This window comes from Paenibacillus plantiphilus (assembly GCF_927798095.1).
Lineage (GTDB): Bacteria > Bacillota > Bacilli > Paenibacillales > Paenibacillaceae > Paenibacillus_Z > Paenibacillus_Z plantiphilus.
Genome location: NZ_CAKMMF010000027.1, coordinates 1 through 19,014, shown reverse-complemented (window position 1 = coordinate 19,014; position 19,014 = coordinate 1). Strand labels below are relative to the sequence as shown.

The 19,014-nt window shown below is 50.8% G+C and carries 14 protein-coding genes; 10 read left to right on the top strand and 4 right to left on the bottom strand.

Going from position 1 to position 19,014, the window contains the following annotated elements:
- Nucleotides 1-6 precede the first annotated feature (6 nt).
- The 6 genes from L6H65_RS20360 to L6H65_RS20335 all read left to right on the top strand — a co-directional run bounded on the left by L6H65_RS20360 (nucleotide 7) and on the right by L6H65_RS20335 (nucleotide 7,263).
- Nucleotides 7-639 (top strand): bifunctional 4-hydroxy-2-oxoglutarate aldolase/2-dehydro-3-deoxy-phosphogluconate aldolase, encoded by a 633-nt coding sequence (locus L6H65_RS20360; RefSeq protein ID WP_236344509.1) that lies wholly within the window; start codon nucleotides 7-9, stop codon nucleotides 637-639.
- 17 nt (nucleotides 640-656) lie between these two features.
- Entirely contained in the window at nucleotides 657-1,655 is a 999-nt protein-coding gene (locus tag L6H65_RS20355; RefSeq protein ID WP_236344508.1) for an alpha/beta hydrolase, read from the top strand.
- A 259-nt stretch (nucleotides 1,656-1,914) separates the two neighbouring features.
- Nucleotides 1,915-2,307, top strand: a complete 393-nt coding sequence (locus L6H65_RS20350) for a RidA family protein (protein WP_236344507.1) — start codon at nucleotides 1,915-1,917, stop codon at nucleotides 2,305-2,307.
- 56 nt (nucleotides 2,308-2,363) lie between these two features.
- Complete coding sequence (locus tag L6H65_RS20345) at nucleotides 2,364-2,663, top strand: dihydrofolate reductase family protein (RefSeq protein WP_236344505.1); 300 nt, start codon at nucleotides 2,364-2,366, stop codon at nucleotides 2,661-2,663.
- A gap of 582 nt (nucleotides 2,664-3,245) precedes the next feature.
- Nucleotides 3,246-5,663, top strand: a complete 2,418-nt coding sequence (gene helD / locus L6H65_RS20340; protein WP_236344504.1) for an RNA polymerase recycling motor HelD — start codon at nucleotides 3,246-3,248, stop codon at nucleotides 5,661-5,663.
- Between the two features lie 103 nt (nucleotides 5,664-5,766).
- Nucleotides 5,767-7,263 carry an MDR family MFS transporter gene (locus tag L6H65_RS20335; protein ID WP_236344616.1) on the top strand — a complete coding sequence of 499 codons (1,497 nt, stop codon included), beginning with the start codon at nucleotides 5,767-5,769 and terminating at the stop codon, nucleotides 7,261-7,263.
- 212 nt (nucleotides 7,264-7,475) lie between these two features.
- On the opposite strand, the gene L6H65_RS20330 is transcribed toward L6H65_RS20335, so the two are convergent.
- Both L6H65_RS20330 and L6H65_RS20325 read right to left on the bottom strand, forming a co-directional pair.
- Nucleotides 7,476-9,047, bottom strand: a complete 1,572-nt coding sequence (locus L6H65_RS20330; RefSeq protein WP_236344502.1) for a sensor histidine kinase — start codon at nucleotides 9,045-9,047, stop codon at nucleotides 7,476-7,478.
- Complete coding sequence (locus L6H65_RS20325; RefSeq protein ID WP_236344614.1) at nucleotides 9,041-9,730, bottom strand: response regulator transcription factor; 690 nt, start codon at nucleotides 9,728-9,730, stop codon at nucleotides 9,041-9,043. Before L6H65_RS20325 ends, L6H65_RS20330 begins: the two co-directional genes overlap by 7 nt.
- Nucleotides 9,731-9,917: 187 nt before the next feature.
- On the opposite strand from L6H65_RS20325, the gene L6H65_RS20320 reads away from it, so the two are divergent.
- Nucleotides 9,918-10,697 (top strand): transglutaminase domain-containing protein, encoded by a 780-nt coding sequence (locus L6H65_RS20320; RefSeq protein WP_236344500.1) that lies wholly within the window; start codon nucleotides 9,918-9,920, stop codon nucleotides 10,695-10,697.
- 21 nt (nucleotides 10,698-10,718) lie between these two features.
- Here L6H65_RS20320 and L6H65_RS20315 read toward each other — a convergent pair whose 3' ends face one another.
- Nucleotides 10,719-11,873, bottom strand: a complete 1,155-nt coding sequence (locus L6H65_RS20315; protein WP_236344498.1) for a virulence factor — start codon at nucleotides 11,871-11,873, stop codon at nucleotides 10,719-10,721.
- A 321-nt stretch (nucleotides 11,874-12,194) separates the two neighbouring features.
- On the opposite strand from L6H65_RS20315, the gene L6H65_RS20310 reads away from it, so the two are divergent.
- The 3 genes from L6H65_RS20310 to L6H65_RS20300 all read left to right on the top strand — a co-directional run bounded on the left by L6H65_RS20310 (nucleotide 12,195) and on the right by L6H65_RS20300 (nucleotide 16,140).
- A complete protein-coding gene (locus L6H65_RS20310) occupies nucleotides 12,195-13,217 on the top strand; it encodes an MBL fold metallo-hydrolase (RefSeq protein WP_236344497.1) in 1,023 nt (340 codons plus the stop codon).
- A gap of 169 nt (nucleotides 13,218-13,386) precedes the next feature.
- Nucleotides 13,387-14,451, top strand: coding sequence for a Gfo/Idh/MocA family protein (locus L6H65_RS20305; protein ID WP_236344496.1), 1,065 nt, complete (start codon nucleotides 13,387-13,389; stop codon nucleotides 14,449-14,451).
- A gap of 66 nt (nucleotides 14,452-14,517) precedes the next feature.
- Nucleotides 14,518-16,140 (top strand): ABC-F family ATP-binding cassette domain-containing protein, encoded by a 1,623-nt coding sequence (locus L6H65_RS20300; protein WP_236344495.1) that lies wholly within the window; start codon nucleotides 14,518-14,520, stop codon nucleotides 16,138-16,140.
- Between the two features lie 949 nt (nucleotides 16,141-17,089).
- Here L6H65_RS20300 and L6H65_RS20295 read toward each other — a convergent pair.
- Complete coding sequence (locus tag L6H65_RS20295) at nucleotides 17,090-18,796, bottom strand: glycosyl hydrolase family 28-related protein (RefSeq protein ID WP_290370461.1); 1,707 nt, start codon at nucleotides 18,794-18,796, stop codon at nucleotides 17,090-17,092.
- Nucleotides 18,797-19,014 lie beyond the last annotated feature (218 nt).

The window sequence follows — 19,014 nt, the reverse complement described above, 5'->3', positions numbered from 1 at the left end:
TGTATCATGAGCGTTATGCTGGATCGATTGCTGAAGGAAAAAATTGTAGCGATATTCCGTGGTATTGAGGATAAGGATGCGGACCAGGCAGCAAAAGCGCTTATAGACGGCGGCATTGCGATGATGGAGATCACGTTGAATACGGAAGGCGCAACGGTTATGATCAACCGCTGGCGCGAGAAGTTCGGCGAGCAGGCAGCAATCGGGGCAGGAACCGTACTTGATCTCGATATGGCGAAGGAAGCAGCAGCTGCCGGCGCCCAGTTTATAATCTCTCCTAATCTCGACGAAGCGGTTGTGGCCTATGGCAGAGAGCGAGGAATTTCGGTGTGGCCGGGCGTCACGACACCTACAGAGATTGTTCGTGCATGGAAGGCTGGTGCAGATGCAGTTAAGCTGTTTCCGCTCGGAACGTTGGGGTGGAAGTATTTGGCGGAGATCCGTGCGCCGCTGAATCATATTCCTATGATAGCTACTGGTGGCGTGAATATCGATAATATTGCTGATTATTTTCGTGCTGGAGCAAGTGCGGTCGGAATGGGAGGCAAGCTTGTGAATCTGGACTGGGTGCGCAGCGGACAATTCAACCTGCTTACGGAGCAGGCGCGCAAGTTCACTGAAGCGGTCAAATTGCTATAGAACAGGGAGTGGTTCCTATGTTTATAGGCGTCATAGCTGGCGCGACGGCAGTCGCGCTGCCAGCCTGGCTGGTTTGGAGCATTGGCGTGCGCAGTCAGAGACCTAAGAAACGGCCCAATACGATTTTGCCAACGGTACCTTACAATGAAATAACGTTTCAGAGCTGCGGCTCGACAATGAAAGGGTGGCTCCTGCGACCGACGAATGCAAATGCTGACGTGGATGGAAATCCGGATGCGCATGTGAAAGTGAACGTGGGTGGAAAAGCGGATACGAATGTGAAAGCAATCGCGGATGCAAATACGGATATGAATGTGACAACGAAAGCGGGTGCTGATGGTCGGCTGCCGCTTATTATTGTTGCGCATGGCTGGAGCTCCAATCGTTCGCGCGTGCTGCGATATGTAGAGCCGCTGCTGAACGAGGGGTATGCTGTCTTCATGTTTGATGCGCGCAGTCATGGTGACAGTGATTCCATCAAGGCAGCATCTGCGCTGATTTTCCGCGAGGATATTGAAGCAGCCGTTGCAGCGATTGCAGCTGAGCCATGTATTGACTCGGATAGAATTGCTGTTCTGGGGCATTCGTTGGGCGGATTCGGTGCATTACTGGCGCTGCCGCGCGGATTGCCGGTCAAGGCCGTCATTACTGATTCCACCCCGAGTCAGTTCATCACCATGCTAAAGGCGGAGTTCAAACGGCGCAAGCTGCCCTATTTCCCATTGGCCCTGCTAATCCCTCCGATCTGGTTATGGCGGGCGGGGATTACATGGAGCGAATATAAGGCTGCGCGTATGTCGATTGCATTGGAAGCGAATGAAGCGGGCAGAAGAGTGCCTGTTCTGATGATTCATTGCAATGGCGATGATTTTATTCCGGCAGATGATCTGCGAGAGCTGACGCGAAGCTGTAAGGTCGATACTCTTTTTGTGGAGGGGAATGGTCATAGCGAGTCGGAGCAGGACCCGGAATTTTGGCGAAGGGTCATTCCTTTTTTTAGAGAGGCGCTTCAGTAAGCATACTGGAGGCCACTTCATTGCGGCTGGTAGCGATTATTAGCCGCTTCAATGCCTCTTTACGCAGATAGCAAAGCCGAATTTTATAATTCGGTTTTTTTGGCGTGCCAAAAAATTCGCAGAATTGCTGTAGATCAGCATAGCTCAGGCGAAGGCGCGGGAGCGTTCTTTTTATTAAACTAATTGGCAGAATTGCGAAATAAATTTACACATGGATATGGTAATATTAGTCTATCCATTATGGAGAGGAGTTTCTGAAATGACAGAAAGAACAAGAGTTTTTACTGGTTCGCCTTGGGAGCCGGTTGTTGGCTATTGTAGAGCTATTCGTGTAGGGAATCGTGTTGAAGTAGCAGGCACAACTGCAATGAAAGATGGTGAAGTTGTTGGAGTAGGGAGTGCCTACGAACAAACGAAAAGCATTATAAAAACCATAGAAGAAGCACTTCATAAAGTTGGAGCGAATTTAACAGATGTTGTTAGAACAAGAATGTTTGTAACTGATATATCAAAGTGGGAAGAGATCGGGAAAGCCCATGGAGAGTTTTTCAAAGATATTCAACCTGTTGCCACAATGGTTGAAGTTAAAGCACTTATTGACTCAAGACTTTTAGTGGAGATAGAAGCAGAAGCTATTGTAAGCGGTGAATAACTATGTGAGTTTTTTATTGTCTAGCTGGAAACTGATAATTGGAGGGTGTTATTGAAATGGCTAAACTGATCTACGCTGCTAACATATCTTTGGACGGGTACATTGAGGACGAGCGTGGAAATATCGAGTGGACGATCTCCGATGACGAGACGTATGCGTTCTGGACTGACTTCCAGCGGTCGATTGGGACCTACCTCTACGGGCGTCGAATGTACGAGTCGATGGTGTACTGGGAGACGGTTAGCACTACTTGGGTGGAGGCAAGCGAGCATTGCCGGACAACCTCTGCATGCGGCTCGAACTGCTCGGTGAGCGCCGCTTCCGAAGCGGCGTTGTTCATCTTCACTACCGCGTGATCGTCTGACCACGACGCAAGAGTGAAACTTTGAACTATAAAAAAAAGGGGCCTGCGGCATCATTCCGCAGGCCAAGAGAGAATATATTTATAAAGGGGGGTCATGTGTTTATTATATAAGTGTAATCTGAAAGGAACATGAAGGAAACATTACAGTTTCATTACAAAAATGACGAAATCGGTCGTATAGGATCCATTTAATGGTAATAAGAGGCGAGATCCTTTCATTTAATATACGTTGTTCATTGAAAAATAGACTGTTTTGCTGGGGACATCGGAAGACACTAGTGATATAAAGAAGATGACCCTTGATGAATGATTCAAGGGTCATCTTCTTTCAGCTTCATTCCACGGCGGGTAGTTGAAGCTATCCACAATCCGAGTCAGTGTTCAGCTCTGCCAGAGGGCGGAAAAAAATAAATTGAACGCAAAATAACACTATGATATAATCGATAGCGTTATTGACAAATTAGAGTGAATATGTATTCATTTTTATTCCCACTCTAATTGTACATCTGGAGCTTTAATTTGTCAATGCTCTTTTTTTATTCCAAAAAGATGGAAAAAGGAGTGTGTTCAGGAGATGGAAGCGAGGGATTGGCGACAGGAACAGGAGCGGCTGGAACGGGTCAGGAACGAGCTGCATGCGAGAATCGCCGAGCTGGAGCCGGAGGTTGCCGGGCTGCACGATCAGGCTTCTGAAATCCGCAAGCGGTTTTGGGAGGATTTATCGATCAACACGAGCACGACCGAGGATTTCGAAGATACCTTTTACTCGGTTCAGCAGCAATCCATGATGTTGGCCGAACGAGAGCGCGGCCACAGACGGCTGGTGCAGCAATGGAACGGCATGAAACGGCTGCTCCCGTCTCCTTATTTTGCGCGCGTTGACTTTCAGGAGGACGGCTTGAACGAAAGCGAGCAGGTTTATATCGGGGTATCCTCCTTCGTCGACAATGAAGGACTGAATTTTCTGATCTATGACTGGCGTTCCCCCATCGCGAGCCTGTATTACGACTTTCCTCCGGGTAGAGCCTCTTATGTCACGCCTGCAGGTCGGATCGATGGGAAGATGATGCTTAAACGGCAGTTTCAGATTCAGAACGGACACATCCGCACCATGTTCGACGCGAGCGAAACGATTGGAGACGAATTGCTGCAGCAAGTGCTGAGCAAGGACGCGGACTCGCAAATGAAAAGTATTGTGGCAACCATCCAGAAGGAGCAGAACGCGATCATCCGAAACGACAAAAGCCGGATGCTTATTGTTCAGGGAGCGGCTGGCAGCGGGAAAACTTCAGCAGCCTTGCAGCGTGTGGCGTACTTGCTTTACAGGCATCGCCAGACGATCAGAGCTGATCAGATCGTGCTTTTCTCGCCCAATCCGATGTTTGGCAGTTATATTTCCACGGTCCTTCCTGAGCTCGGTGAAGAGAATATGCAGCAGACGACGTTTCAGGAATATGTTGAGAATGGGCTCGGCTCCTCATTGCGGTCGGAAGACCCCTTCGATCAGATTGAATACACACTGACAGCACAGGGGGAGCCGGGATATGAGGCTCGTCTTCAGGGGATTGCGTACAAAACGTCCGAAGCTTTTCTGAAGGCTCTGCAGAACTACGGGAGGTGGCTGGGGCGGGAAGGGATGCGGTTCATAGACATATGGTTCCGCAATCGCGTTTTGATTACTGCGGAGCGTATGAGCGCGAAGCTGTACGGTTTCGACAGCTCCCTGCCGTTGTACAGCCGTGTCGTTCTTTTGCAGGAATGGCTGCTGGATGAGCTTGCTTCGCTCGAACGCAAGGAACGGGGAGCGTTCTGGGTGCAGGAGGAGTTAAATTATCTCGATAATGAACAGTACGCTGAAGTTTTCGACATGCTGCACAAAGAGAGGGAGCTGTTCGACCTTTCGGAGCAATACACTGTGGTTCGCGAGCTCATGAACAACAAGCGGCGGGGAGATGAAGGAGACGTTGACTTCGCCCAGCAGGAGGAGGAGCTGATCCTTCGATCAATTGTGAAAAGGAGCTTTAAGCCGCTAAGGAAAAGCGTGAGGACATTTTCTTTTGTCGATATCAAAGGTATATATGGCCAATTATTCGGCGATGAAACCACGTATCGGGAGAAAACAAATGAGAGCATCATTCCCGCACAATGGTCTGAAATTTGCAGACAAACGAAGGATATGCTAAGCCGGAATGAATTGCTCCACGAGGATGCGACTCCTTATTTGTTTGTCAAAGAGCTCGTTGAAGGCGTTCGGACGAACACGGAGATCCGGCATGTCTTCATCGACGAAGGCCAGGATTATTCGGCGTTTCAATATGAATATTTTAAAAAGCTGTTTCCTCGTGCCCGGATGACGGTGCTCGGCGATTTTGGGCAAGCGATCTTCATGCAGTCCACAAATCTGGAAGCATCCGATTCACCGCTGATCCGGCTTTTTGGCGAAGCCGATACAAGCCTCGTCCGCCTTGTGCGCAGCTATCGTTCGACCAGAGAGATTGTGGAATTTACGAAATCGCTGCTCCCCGGCGGGGACGAGATTGTACCGTTTGAAAGAAGAGGCCCCAAGCCCCTTCTGATCAGGTTGAACGGCGTGCAGAAGCGCGATGCGCAAATTCTGGAAGACATCGCCTTGCTCAATGCCCAGGGCTTCGCATCCATCGCTGTCATCACTAAGACTGCAGCCGAAAGTCGGGAGGCCTATGAATCGTTGCGCATTCAAGGAGGCGAAGGGCTGCAGCATATTACGAGGGAGACGCTCGCTTTTGAAAAGGGAGTGATGGTCATTCCCGTGTATCTCGCCAAAGGCATTGAGTTTGATGCGGTCCTCATCTATAACGCTTCGCCCGAAGCTTACGGTTGGGACCACGAACGCAAGCTTCTGTATACGGCGTGTACCCGGGCTATGCACCGGCTTCAGCTGTATACGACTGGCGATTGGTCGCCGTTCGTGCAGGCATTGCCTGCGAATTTGTACGAGAAAGAGCCATGTTGACGGCTCGGGAGTGACGGCGGTGCGATAAGCTGCGCCAATGCTGCAGCCCGTCATACGATTATTTTCAACCATATACAGCTCTATGAGCAGAAAGCAGGGACCTATGTCAGCTCCTACGCAAACAAAACCGATTACAGCCGGCGGGGACGACTTCTCGCTGAAAGCCATTCTGCCGCCGCTTTTGGCGATTATTGTCGGCATGATCATGGTTATTTTGGACAGTACTGTTGTCAATAATGCCATTCCGCATCTCGTCGAATACTTCGACACCGATCTGAAGACGATTCAATGGACAGTCACCGGCTACACGCTTGCCTTATCCGCCGTTATCCCGCTTGCTGGCTGGATGACCGATAGATTCGGCTCCAAGCGAATTTTCATGATTACGATCGCTCTGTTCACTTTCGGCTCGGTTCTGTGCGGTATCGCGCAAACACCGGAACAGCTCATCATTTATCGCATCATTCAAGGCTTGGGCGGCGGCATGGTGGCCCCGATCGGAATGGCCATGGTGTTCAAGCTCGCGCCTCCAGAGCGCCGTGGCTCTATCATGGGCTTACTCGGCATCCCCATGCTGATGGCGCCGGCGTTCGGTCCGGTACTATCCGGCTGGCTGGTCGAATCTGTTAGCTGGCACTGGATTTTCATTATCAATCTGCCAATCGGCATTATCGCCTTCATTCTCGGGTATAAATATTTGCCGAAATCGGGCGGCACTAAGGCGCCGCATCTGGACGTCATCGGCATGTGCCTCGCGCCAATCGCTTTCTCCATGCTGGCGTTCGGCGTAAGCGAAGGCGGTACCAGTTGGTCCTCGGCTTCGGCAATCACGGGCTTGACTGTCGGCGGCATTGCGCTCATTCTCTTCATCTTCGTGGAACTGGGGCAGAAGCAACCGCTGCTGGAGCTGAAAGTGTTCAAGTCGTCCGACTTTACACGCAGCATTATCTTGACGTGGATTGTACAGCTCGCGCTGTTTGGCGCAATGCTGATCGTGCCGCTGTACCTGCAAGGTGTCATGAACTACACCGCGCTTGAAACGGGCTGGATCCTGATGCCGCAGGCGCTATGCGCGGGAATCGCGATGCCGATCAGCGGCCGGCTGTTCGACAAGATCGGCGCGCGTCCGCTCGCCTTTGCCGGTCTTTCCATCATATCCGTCTCCCTGTTCATCTTGTCCGGCATATCGGTGGATACTTCGCTGTGGGTGATCATTCTGTGCATCTGTACCATTGGTCTGGGCATGGGCTTCTCCATGATGCCGCTCAACACGCATGTGCTGAACGCTGCACCTCGTCAACTGGTGAGCCGCGTCACACCGCTGACAACAGCTGCTCAGCAAGTCGTCGTCTCGTTTGCGGTCGCGGGTCTGACGGGTTATCTGACATCGCAAATCACTTCTCACGCCACGAGCGGAGGAGCGAATGCGAATCCGCTGAGCGCCGTCGTCGCGGGATACGGCGACACGTTCTTCCTGTCCGCGTGCATCGTGACCGCAGGTGTCGCACTGTCGCTCATTCTGCGTAAACCGAAGCAGCAAGAAGAAGACGGAACAGCCGGCGGGGACATCCCGGATCCGGCGATGATGGCGGGTCACTAATCGTGAATGGGCTCTGATTCGCTCGTATGGGGCTGTCCCAATAGGGTATGCCCGAGTGGGTGGATACCATAAAAATGTAAAACATGGGGTTGTCCGAAAAGCCCGCCCAATATCCAATGAGTCAGTCCAAATGATGTGAAAAGATGCCTTCAAAACCACTGGAAAGAAAGTGGGGCTGGAGGCATCTTTTTTATCCTATATGGGGGCTTAGATTATTTGTCCCCATCAGCGGATCGAATCGACAGCGTAATCGTGAAGGTTGCTCCCTCGCCCTCCCGACTCGCCACTTTGATCGTCCCGCCATGAGCCTCAACGATAGACTTCGTAATCGAGAGCCCGAGGCCGGCTCCGCCGTATTTGCGGGTTCGCGACGCATCTCCGCGATAGAATCGCTCGAATACATGAGGAAGCTGCTCCTCGCTTATTCCAGAACCATTATCTCGGATAGACAGCTCGGTTCCCGTGTCAGTGCTGCGTAACGAGAGCGCAATGCTTCCTGTTGCCCCATCGGTATGCTGAACAGCATTATGGAACAGGTTCAGAATTGCTTGCCTGATTTTGTCCGCGTCATATTCTCCTTCTCTGTTCTCTCCAATTTGCAGCTGCAAACTTCTTTCTCCCGCCATCATTTGCAGCTGATGCTCCATATCGTAAATTAAAGCGTCCAGTTTTATGGCAGTCACTTGCAGCTGTGGAGAACGGTCGAATTTCGCCAGCAGGAGCAAATCCTCCACAAGCTTGTTAATACGTCTGGATTCGCCATGCATGCTGTTCAGCGCGTTGTATAGCTGCTCAGGATTGGAGGCTGCCCCGCGCAGAAGCACTTCTAGAAACCCGTGGATAGATGTCAGCGGCGTTCGCAGCTCGTGAGAGGCATCGGCAATAAATTGCCTCATCCTCTCTTTAGCCTCTCTCTCGGTGTGGAAAGATATTTCAAACCGCTCCAGCATGCCGTTAAAGGATGCTGAGAGCCGATCAATTTCCTCCTGGCCCTGATTCTCCGGCATCCGCTCACCCAGATTGCCTGCATCTGTTTGTTTGACGATATGAACGATGCGCGATAGCGGAATGAGCGTCCGGCGCAGCGCTGGCAGATAGAGCCCTAACCCGCCTGTGAGCGCAAGCGCGGACAGGGAGGCGAATATGATGAGCTGCTGCATGATGACATCCTGCAGAGGAGCTGTAGCCGTGCCCATCTGAAGGAGTGCTGGTCCTCCGCTGCGGCTGCGAGGTCCAATGGTGTGGAATACGACCAGTTGCTCCTCTCCGGCGGCATTGCTGAGGATCTCATATTCGGTGTTCTTGGCTCTGGGTCCTGTTGCAAAATCTTTGGCTGCAAGCCGCTCATATTCCGCTGCTGTCAGCTGCGGTGAAGGCGATGGTGAAGGATTGCCGCTGTTCTCCGCTCCCGATATATCTGTGAATACGCCGTCTGCCGATATATAGGCAAGCGACATATCAGGCAAGAACAGGAAGGGGCGATCAGGTCGAACCGCACCGTTGCCGGCTCCGCTTCCAGCAGCCGGTCCATTCTTGGGACGCTCCCATTCCTTCTGGTCTGTGCTTGATTGCACAAGCAAGTCTCGCGGAAGGGACATCAGCTGTGTTTGCATAGCGTCTGCTTTGCTTTGGTAGAGGAAGCTTTTCATAAGCCAGTATTGCGACATTCCGATAAGCAGCAAGAGGGCAGCAAGTATGAATAGCGATCTTGCAAGAAGCTGGTAGCGCAAGGAACGGGGGACAACAATTGTGCGCAGCGCATGCATCATTCGCTGTTTCAGCATGGAAGATCCACCCGGTAGCCAGCACCGCGCAAGGTGCGAATAAGCCGATGCTCCTTATCCCCGAGCTTGTCCCGCAAGGAACGAATGTACACCTCGACAATGTTCTCCTCGCCGCCGAAATCGTACCCCCATACCCGGTCGAGAATAACCGCCTTGCTAAGCACGATGCCATTGTTGATGATCAGAAATTTGAGCAGCTCGTATTCTGTTGGAGAGAGGGTCATTACCGTTTGCTGGTAAAGAATTTCCTTGCGGCGGTCATCGATGACGAAGGGGCCATGAACGACTTCCCCAAGCAAATCCGGGAATTGGTTGCGCAGGCGCGCGCCAATGCGGGCCAGCAGTTCTTCGAAGCTGAATGGCTTCACCACATAATCGTCTGCGCCGAGTGTCAGGCCCTTCACTCTGTCTGTTACCTCATCCTTGGCTGTCAGCATGATGACGGCAATATTGTCACCCTGATCCTTCAGCAATCGGCATACCTCGAAGCCGTTTGCTCCTGGCATCATCACATCGAGAATGACGACATGCGGGCGGAATGAGCCCGCCAGATGAACGGCATCTATGCCATTCTCTACGCATTTCACTTCGAAGCCTTCATTCGTCAGGCCCATCTCCAGAAACTGTATGATATGAGGCTCATCGTCAGCAAGCAAAACTCGAATTCCTTTATTAGGTTTCATCATGTTCACCTTCCAGGCAGATAAGTACATCTATTATCTACTATAAAGCTGAATGTAGACTGAATGCAGCACGATTTTATGCAATAGGGGTTCTTATTTCCTAATTGTGGTTACAATATGAAAGAAACTTTATAACAAAGGAAACATTAGGTATAATGAAGATATCATTGTGGACAGGAGACGGACTATGAGCAGACTATTGGCTAGAGTGGGACTGATACTTGCAATACTGGTCAGTGGATTAGGCGCAGACTTCCGTTATTCACCTGCAAAGCCGAATGCGCATGCAACTTTGGAAGCGCTTAAATTAGATCTGATTGAACAGCTTCTTGCCCAAAAGCCCGTCATACAAGCCGTTTACACGGGGGGTGATGATGAGCTGAAGAGCAGCCTTGACGACCTGCTGCGCGATGTTCTCGCAGCGGATGATTATATGGCGTACATCGTGGATTCTTATCTCTATACGATCCGAACGTGGGGTCCGAACGCGAGAATCAAGCTGTCTGTCCGCTATCGGGAATCCTTGCAGCAAACGAAGCAAGTGGATGCCCGGATCATCGAGACGCTTCGAACCATTATTAAACCAACGATGTCAGAGCGGAGCAAGGTGAAAGCAATTCATGACTGGATCGTTGGCAATGTCGCCTATGACAGCAGTCTGCAGCGATACACGGCTTATGAGGCTCTGACGACCGGACTGGCGGTTTGTCAAGGCTACTCGCTGCTTGCTCACCGCATGCTTAAAGCTGCAGGCATCAACACGCTTATTATTGAGGGCAAAGTAGATACAGGCAATCATGTATGGAACATGGTGAAGCTCGGTTCCAAGTGGAAGCACCTGGATATAACATGGGACGATCCGCTGCCGGATCGCCCTGGTACTGTGAGCTATGATTACTTTCTGAAGTCAGATAAAGAAATGAAGGAGGATCACGCTTGGGTCAAGCCTTATCCAGTCGCAGACTAGAGAAGGCTGAACCGCAACCGCTTATTCCTCCTTGCGTCTGAGAGCGGTCATCTGCTGCCATACGGAGCCGGCCGCTTCTTCGCCGCGCTGTATTCGCTCCAGCGCCATTCTCGCCTGCAGGCTGACTTCGAATTCGGAATCGTCAGCCGCAGTCTGCAGTGCCTCGACCGCGGTCTCATCGCCGGCCTCGTAGAGAAAGCGGGCGGCGCGCCAGCGAACGAGCTTGTTGCGGTCGCTTAGCGCTTCTATCATCGGTCCGACTGCGGCGGGGTCGCCAAGGTCGGACAAGGTGTCGCCTGCAGTGCGGCGGACCGACGCGGAGGCGTCACGCAGAGCTGTGAACAGATGCGGCAGCGCTTCGGGTATGCGAAGCTCGCCAAGGTAGACGACGGCTAGTCTCCGGATGGAGACGTTGTCGTCGGCCAGCGCGCCGGCGAGCAGCGGAAGCATGTCCGGCTGCGGCTGCGTGCGCGACAGGGCCTCGTAGCGTACGCTCCAGTCCGGCGAGCTCAAGCGCTGTGCGAGCTCGCCAGCCGTTAGCGGCGCAGGGCGAATGGCAAGGGCAGCTGCGCCATTCTCGCCGGTGGCGCTGCCTTGCGCGAGCGACGCGGCGACCAGCTCTTGAAGCCGCATCGCTGGATAAGCGGCTTCAAGCTCCTTCACTAGCTCGGCGGCGATCTCATCCGGATCACCGTAGCGGACGCCGAGCTCCTCCAGCTTGCGCTCGCGGATCATAGAAGCGGCTGCTGCTGCTGTTACCGCATCTGCGAAGGCCGCAGGCATGGCTGCGCGAACTTCGCGGTCAGACGTGCGAACCCGTACTTGCATGGGAATGCCTCGATACAGCTGTACGAAAGCATGTGCTTCCCCGAAGCTTTCGTGCGAAGCGTTAACGGAGCCTCCGTCTTCTTGCTTCTCCCCGCTTTGCAGCAAGCCTCTCGCTTCCGCCAATATGGTTTCCCAGTCTGCGCCCGGCTTTCGATCCAGCGCAATGAAATCCGCAGTGCGGAATAGTCCGCGCACCCCTTTAATAGCAAGCAAGCTCCGCAGCGGCTCCGGCGCATTTTCCGCCGTATCAGGTGTATAGCTCACACGCTGTCCGTGAGGAAGCTTGTCATCCACATTCAATTTCATCGTGTTAGGGCTTGGTGTCGGTTCTATAAGCAATAAACGCATCTTAATCCCACCTCACTTCTTCCTTCATTCCTACATTTACTACTAGTGTACAAAAAAGTTGCCGCTGATGCGAATTATGTCGCAATAAATGCTTCCTGTGCTGACTGCTCCACTGTCATTAGACTGGTGAAATGGCAATAGCTGACGAATACAAGCGTTAGACTAAGAACGTATTGCGATGTCCGCTGGATTTTCGCTCTATGGCTGCTGAAATTCGCCCCCATGGCGTTTGCTAATTGCCAGCGTATTTTGTATCGTAAAGATAAAGATGACATAGACAAAGAATGTCGTCAGGAGTTAAGAGGAGGACGATTTGCTGCTATGCGATATGAAAATTTGAATACGGCCGCTAAAGTGAGCTCATTCAAGGATTTGAGAAAATGGCGCCAGGAGCGCTCCCGCAAGATGAAAACGAAGGATTTCTCTTATTCTGTGCCCAATTCAACACCGGATATTTCTTACCTGCACCAAAACGCGAGCCAGCCATCGTTGACCTGGATCGGGCATTCGACATTTCTTATCCAGCTCGCAGGTCTGAACATTGTCACTGATCCGGTCTGGACCAACCAGCTTGCGATGCAGAAGCGGTTAACTCCTCCGGGCATTCCGATCGCGGATATGCCTCCTACTGATATTGTGCTGATCTCGCATTCGCATTATGATCATTTGCATATCGGTTCATTAAAGCAATTGACAAGCAGCAAGACATTGATCGTTCCAGTCGGGCTGGCCTCCAAAATGCAGCGCAAAGGCTTCTCCTCCGTCATTGAACTGAACTGGTGGGAGTCTGCGACAATCGGTGGGGTCAAGTTTACCTTTGTTCCATCACAGCACTGGACTAGAAGGACACTGACAGATACGAACTCCTCGCACTGGGGAGGATATATAATCGAGCGTGTAGACGAGAAGAAAGGCCAATCGGATGCTGGAGGGCAAGCGATGGAGGGTCAGCTGCATGCGAATGAAAGCTTTCATTCGCGTCCGGTTGTTCACGCTTCGCCTACGATTTATTTTGCCGGGGACAGCGGTTATTTCGACGGGTTCAAAACGATTGGCGAACGCTTTGATATTGATGTCGCCCTGATGCCTATCGGCGCGTATGAGCCGGAATGGTTCATGGGCACACAGCATGTGACCCCGGAGGAGGCGCTTCAAGCCTACATGGATATAGGCGCACAATGGTTCGTGCCGATGCACTATGGCTCATTCCGGCTTGCAGATGACACGCCGCGCGAGGCGCTTGACCGTCTGTATGCGCAGCAGAAGAAGCTTGGCCTGGGTGAGTCGCAGCTCGTTGTGCTGCCGCATGGCGAGACATGGCGTTTGAATGGCGATCCGCGCTGAGGCGCTGAAGTTGTCTAATCTATATAGAAGCCAAAATCGGAATGATAATGAACTATTATCCCCCTGTTTTGGCCGATTCAATTTGTATATACTGCACAATGACAGAGAAATTCATTCGTGATCTTGAATGGAATGAAAGGATTTTATACAGGGAGGACTTTAATTCAACATGAGTAGTCCAATTAGACTTGGCATTATAGGCGCCGGAGCTATCGGCAATTTGCATCTGGAAGTATTCAAGGCCATTGAGGGCGTTAATGTGGCCGCAATAACCGACTCGTTCCTTCCGCTTGCGGAGCAGCGGGCAGGGGAGCATGGCATAGCGCTTGTACATCCGAATCCAGAGACATTGCTGGCGGATGAATCAATCGATGCGGTCGTTATTGCCGTACCGAATAAATTTCATGCTTCGCTGGCGATCGAAGCGCTTCGTTCCGGCAAGCATGTGCTGCTGGAGAAGCCAATGTCAATCGATTCCGCATCAGCGCGCGAAATTGTGGCAGCCAAGGAGCAGTCAGGCAAAATTCTAATGATGGCGCATCAGATGCGCTGGACAGGACTGGCTCGCGCGCTTAAGCAGGAGATTGACAGCGGCAAGCTGGGACGCATTTATAACGCCAAGACCGGATGGATGCGCCGCAAGGGCATTCCTGGGTGGGGCTCATGGTTTACCCGAATGGATGAGTCCGGGGGCGGGCCGCTAATCGATATCGGTGTTCATATGCTGGATTTGACCCTCTATATGATGGGCAATCCGAAGCCGATCTCCGTCTATGGCTCCACCTATGCGGAATTCGGACCGAATCGTCAAGGCATTGGCGATTGGGGGACGCCAAACTGGGATGGCTACTACGACGTTGAGGATCTGGCAACAGCGCTCATTAAATTCGATAACGGCGCGACGCTGTCACTGGATGTCAGCTGGGCTGCGCATACGGCAGCGATCAGTGAAGAGCCGTTCCTCCACCTGATGGGAACAGAGGCGGGAGCATCGCTGATCGGCAGCAGCGGCAGGATGGTCAGCCATGCGAATAACATCATCGTCGAATCGTCAATTACACCGCTGGACGGCGAGGATTCGCGCTTATTGCTGAACAAACATTTCATCAATTGCATACAGGAAGGCCTGGAACCCATTACGACAGCAATGTCAGGTTATACGAACAATCGGATTCTTGATGCGATCTATGAATCATCCCGAACAGGCAGTGAAGTGAAGCTTGTGTGGGAATAATCCGCTCTTCTGTGCTATAATGGTGTGATGAACAAGATTTCTGAGTGAAGGACGGGATCACGCACAATGATTAGTACAAGCGGCATTACGCTCCGTTACGGGAAGCGAGCGCTTTTTGAAGATGTGAATATTAAGTTTACCCCGGGCAACTGTTACGGTCTGATAGGCGCGAACGGAGCGGGTAAATCGACGTTTCTGAAGATTCTTTCGGGTGAAGTAGAGCAATCGCAAGGAGAAGTGCATATTACACCAGGCGAACGGCTTGCCGTTCTCAAACAGAACCATTATGAGTACGATGAGTTCAAGGTGCTCGAAACGGTTATCATGGGCCATAAGAAGCTTTATGATGTCATGAGAGAGAAGGATGCGATCTACGCGAAGGCGGAGTTTACCGATGAAGACGGTATGCGCGCCGGCGAGCTGGAAGCAGAATTCGCGGATATGAACGGCTGGGAAGCGGAGTCTGAAGCGGCAGGCATGCTGAACGGTCTTGGCATCTTGCCAGACCTGCATGACAAGCTGATGTCAGAGCTGAGCGGCAACGAGAAGGTGCGCGTCCTGCTTGCGCAAGCCTTGTTCGGCGAGCCGAACATTCTGCTGCTCGATGAGCCTACCAACCATCTGGACATGGAATCCATTCATTGGCTGGAGAACTTCCTTGGCAACTATGAGGGCACTGTTATCGTCGTATCCCATGACCGGCATTTCTTGAACCAGGTGTGTACGCATATTGCGGACATTGATTTCGGCAAGATCCAGATGTATGTGGGCAACTACGATTTCTGGTACGAGTCGAGCCAGCTAGCATTAACGCTAATGCGTGACGCGAACAAGAAGAAGGAAGATAAGGTTAAGGAGCTGCAAGCGTTCATTCAACGCTTCAGCGCGAACAAATCGAAGTCCAAGCAAGCGACTTCCCGTAAGAAGCTGCTTGATAAAATTTCACTCGACGACATTCGTCCGTCGAACCGTAAATATCCGTTCATCAACTTCAAGCCAGAGCGTGAAGCAGGCAAGCAGCTGCTGCTTGTTGACGGCTTAACCAAATCGGTGGACGGCGTGAAGCAGATTGACAACATGACGCTCGCGATCAATAAAGGCGATAAGATCGCATTGGTGGGACCGAATACGCTGCCTAAGACAGTGCTGTTCCAGCTGCTTATGGGCGAGCTCGAAGCAGATGCAGGCACTTTCCAGTGGGGGATTACGACGACACAAGCTTATTTCCCCAAAGACAATGCGGCATATTTCGACGGCATCGATATGAATCTGGTTGACTGGCTTCGTCAATATTCCAAGGATCAGGATGAGAGCTTTATCCGTGGCTTCCTGGGACGTATGCTGTTCTCCGGCGATGAGGCGCTCAAGAAAGCGAGCGTTCTGTCCGGGGGAGAGAAGGTGCGCTGCATGTTGTCCAAGATGATGCTCGCCAGCGCTAACGTTCTGCTGATGGACGAACCGACGAACCACTTGGATCTCGAATCGATCACTGCGCTCAACAATGGACTTATCGATTTCGACGGCACGTTGATCTTCACCTCGCATGACCATCAGTTCGTGCAAACAATCGCAAACCGGATCATCGAGATTACGCCAAACGGCATTATCGACCGCATCATGACCTATGATGAGTATCTGGAGAGCGATGAGGTCAAAGCGCTCCGCGAGAAGATGTATCCGGCTGAGTAAGTTAGATCTGGACTGCTCCATGAATGGGAATGTCTGACGGAATAATCAACGATTGAATCGTATCAGGAGGCTGTCCATCAAGTAGTTTATAACTACTGAGGGACAGCCTCCTGCAATGTTCGGAATGTTTTGGAAGTACAAGGGACGTCCCCCCAGAAGGAGAATGGGAGTGGAGAGTTGATTTCTCCCCTCACGTTACTATTCCTATTCCGCACAGTTATACTAAATTTCCGACTTAGGGCAATGGTAACCTCTGCGCCCTGTCATCCGTAAGACGGCTTTTCAGGCTTACAGCGCGCCTCGCTCCACTTTTCCGTGCTGTAACACTGTTTTTCAAGCTTACAGCGACGGATGAAGGTAATTCTACTATGCCTCGTCATCTGTAAGCCGGTTTTTCAAGCTTACAGCGCGCCTCGCTCCACTTTTTTGTGCTGTAACATTGTTTTTCAAGCTTACAGCGACAGATGAAGGGGATCCCACTACGCTCTGTCATCTGTAAGAGATTTTTTTCAAGTGAACAAGCACCACCTTAAAAGCAATCATGGATTTTCGCTGCTGCAACTCTGGCATGAAAGTGAGGTTTAGCGCGGCGCTTTCACTTCCATACTGAGTGATGCTGCGATTGGACAGAAATAATGCAACCCCATGCTGACTTCGACACCATTTGCCGAGCCGAATGTCCGTGGATAGAAAAATGGAGACTTCAAACGAATGCGCCAATCATCAGTATCATTCGATGGGAGGAGGTTTCAAAGCCGCATTGTGGGAAACTTTCTCGCATGCCGGAAATACCGTGGAATATTCTAACATCCAAGAAGAAAACAGAGGCTGCTCCACAAGTAGATTTCTACTAATGGAGCAGCCTCAATTCATAGTTTGAGCCTTATAATAGTTTGTTAATCTTGCATGCTTATATCAAGCTTGTATCCAACTCCAGACAGCCGAATTTCTAATCAGTCGAAGTCATATATTGAATCCAGTATCTGAACGCTACCTTTGTTTGTGTCGTATCGAGTGTAACCGTAATTTTCCCTGCAGCATCTGGTTTGGATATGACAAGATTCGAATTTCCCGAAGCCGTTTCAGCATTTCCAAGGTAGGTTGGGCCGCCGATTGGCGAAGAGACACCAAAAGCACCTTTATACATCGCTACGAACACCTGATTGATAAGGTTAATATCCGTTTTATCGGAGGAAGCGTGAAGGATACACATGTATACGCCGCTCTCAGGCAGAGAGAATTGGTATTCAACCTTACCATTTGCTGCAATCTTATCTACATATGGAGCGGATATTCCCAGATCGATTTTATTTGGAAGCAGTTTCTTATTGATCGTACCTTGGGTCGTGCTTATGTCCAGACCTATTCTTTGCGGTGGAGAACCGACAGCGCTCTCGCAGTAAGCTTGCTGGAATTGGATCTGGCTAAGCGAGCAGGAATCATCCGCTCCGAAGATAAAGGCGGGTATTCTAGCATCCACGGCCAAGTAAGGATCTTTATTTGTCGGGGATGAGCCAATTCCGGTGGTCATAGAATTATCTTTGGGCTTGCAAAATCCGACTCTCTCGAAATTGATAGCGTGAAAACGACTAGACTTGAGATGTTTTCCGTAAAAACCGTATCTTGGCGTATATCCTATGAACATATCCTCAAAGGTATTGGAGTTGCTTGGTCTTCCATGTCTAGGCAATATGACGATGCAGCTCCCTGTAATTCCTCTGTAATCCAAGCCGACGTTAGGGGCGACATTCCATCTTTGAAAAAAATAAGTGTCAAAAAACTCGTCGATAGGTGCTCCATTAGAAAGCTCCCAGTAATAAGTAAACGAGATTTTTCTGAAAACCGATTTATCGGCATATCCGCCATCTTCATCAATTCCAGCGGATGAGGTTCTCCATTGACCGCCAACTAGAACCCCAACTCCAGTACCTTTGAAATTGATCTCTTCAAAGTGGGATCTCTCCAGAACTTTGGAATATATAGCTATTGCACAGCCGTCAAACACTAAGTTATTGAACCGACAGAGCGCTAAAGTTTGGTCGAGGGCAGCATATGCCATAAAAGCATTTTTTATTTCCATATTTTCGAGTCCGTTGTTAAACGCTGTCTCTTTGTCAGTAGGGTCCTTCCGATATCCTTTTACCTTAAACATAATCTTTTTGGTCAAGTCTGCTGGACCATAGGTATAGTCGCCAAGCAATGTTACAGCAGATTCGGATTCCCCACGCAGAATGACATAAGCTTTCATCTCAATACAGTACGGCAAGCTGCTCGTTCCGCCCAATACAGGTATAGGCACATATCCTGTAGTTTGGGCAATCTTGTAAGTGCCTGGAGGGAAGTAGACGATTCCTCCGCCTCTGGTGCTTACGAAATTGATCGCTTGTTGGATAGCGAGGGTATCGTCAGTTATGCCGTCTCCGACTGCTCCATAATCCTTTACGGTTACGACAGTGCTGTAGTTTACTGGAATCTGCGGATCTTCGCCATCGCCATAGACAGCTTCGGTTACTGTATTGCCTTGTCCAGATGCCAGTGTCGGTCCAAGCAGCGATGATCCTGCTGCGAGGCCAACACCTACTGCACCCATTAACCCCAATAATTCCCTGCGGTTCATCGTTTTTTTGTGCTGCTCCTTGACCTGATCCTCTTCCATGTTCATGCCTCCTAATTAAGCAATGTGTATCTTTAAAATTGGATGTTCACGTAATAACTTCTACAAAAGACATTAATTCCCTTTATCTACAAAAAAACATGACTTATGCAGTTCATGAGATTAATCGGTAATGATGAGAATCTATGCTTGAATAAACCGGCCACCAGGTCATTCCGAGATTCCTTGGCCAGTAGGCTGAAATAAGACTTGAAAAGCGA

Bases quoted from the DNA above. Each gene is read 5' to 3' on its own strand.
- L6H65_RS20355 (WP_236344508.1), top strand. From the start codon at position 657: ATGTTTATAGGCGTCATAGCTGGCGCGACGGCAGTCGCGCTGCCAGCC.
- L6H65_RS20360 (WP_236344509.1), top strand. From the start codon at position 7: ATGAGCGTTATGCTGGATCGATTGCTGAAGGAAAAAATTGTAGCGATA.
- L6H65_RS20315 (WP_236344498.1), bottom strand. From the start codon at position 11,873: ATGCGTTTATTGCTTATAGAACCGACACCAAGCCCTAACACGATGAAA.
- L6H65_RS20300 (WP_236344495.1), top strand. From the start codon at position 14,518: ATGATTAGTACAAGCGGCATTACGCTCCGTTACGGGAAGCGAGCGCTT.
- L6H65_RS20345 (WP_236344505.1), top strand. From the start codon at position 2,364: ATGGCTAAACTGATCTACGCTGCTAACATATCTTTGGACGGGTACATT.
- L6H65_RS20320 (WP_236344500.1), top strand. From the start codon at position 9,918: ATGAGCAGACTATTGGCTAGAGTGGGACTGATACTTGCAATACTGGTC.
- L6H65_RS20295 (WP_290370461.1), bottom strand. From the start codon at position 18,796: ATGGAAGAGGATCAGGTCAAGGAGCAGCACAAAAAAACGATGAACCGC.
- L6H65_RS20335 (WP_236344616.1), top strand. From the start codon at position 5,767: ATGTCAGCTCCTACGCAAACAAAACCGATTACAGCCGGCGGGGACGAC.
- L6H65_RS20330 (WP_236344502.1), bottom strand. From the start codon at position 9,047: ATGCTGAAACAGCGAATGATGCATGCGCTGCGCACAATTGTTGTCCCC.
- helD (WP_236344504.1), top strand. From the start codon at position 3,246: ATGGAAGCGAGGGATTGGCGACAGGAACAGGAGCGGCTGGAACGGGTC.
- L6H65_RS20310 (WP_236344497.1), top strand. From the start codon at position 12,195: ATGCGATATGAAAATTTGAATACGGCCGCTAAAGTGAGCTCATTCAAG.
- L6H65_RS20350 (WP_236344507.1), top strand. From the start codon at position 1,915: ATGACAGAAAGAACAAGAGTTTTTACTGGTTCGCCTTGGGAGCCGGTT.
- L6H65_RS20305 (WP_236344496.1), top strand. From the start codon at position 13,387: ATGAGTAGTCCAATTAGACTTGGCATTATAGGCGCCGGAGCTATCGGC.
- L6H65_RS20325 (WP_236344614.1), bottom strand. From the start codon at position 9,730: ATGAAACCTAATAAAGGAATTCGAGTTTTGCTTGCTGACGATGAGCCT.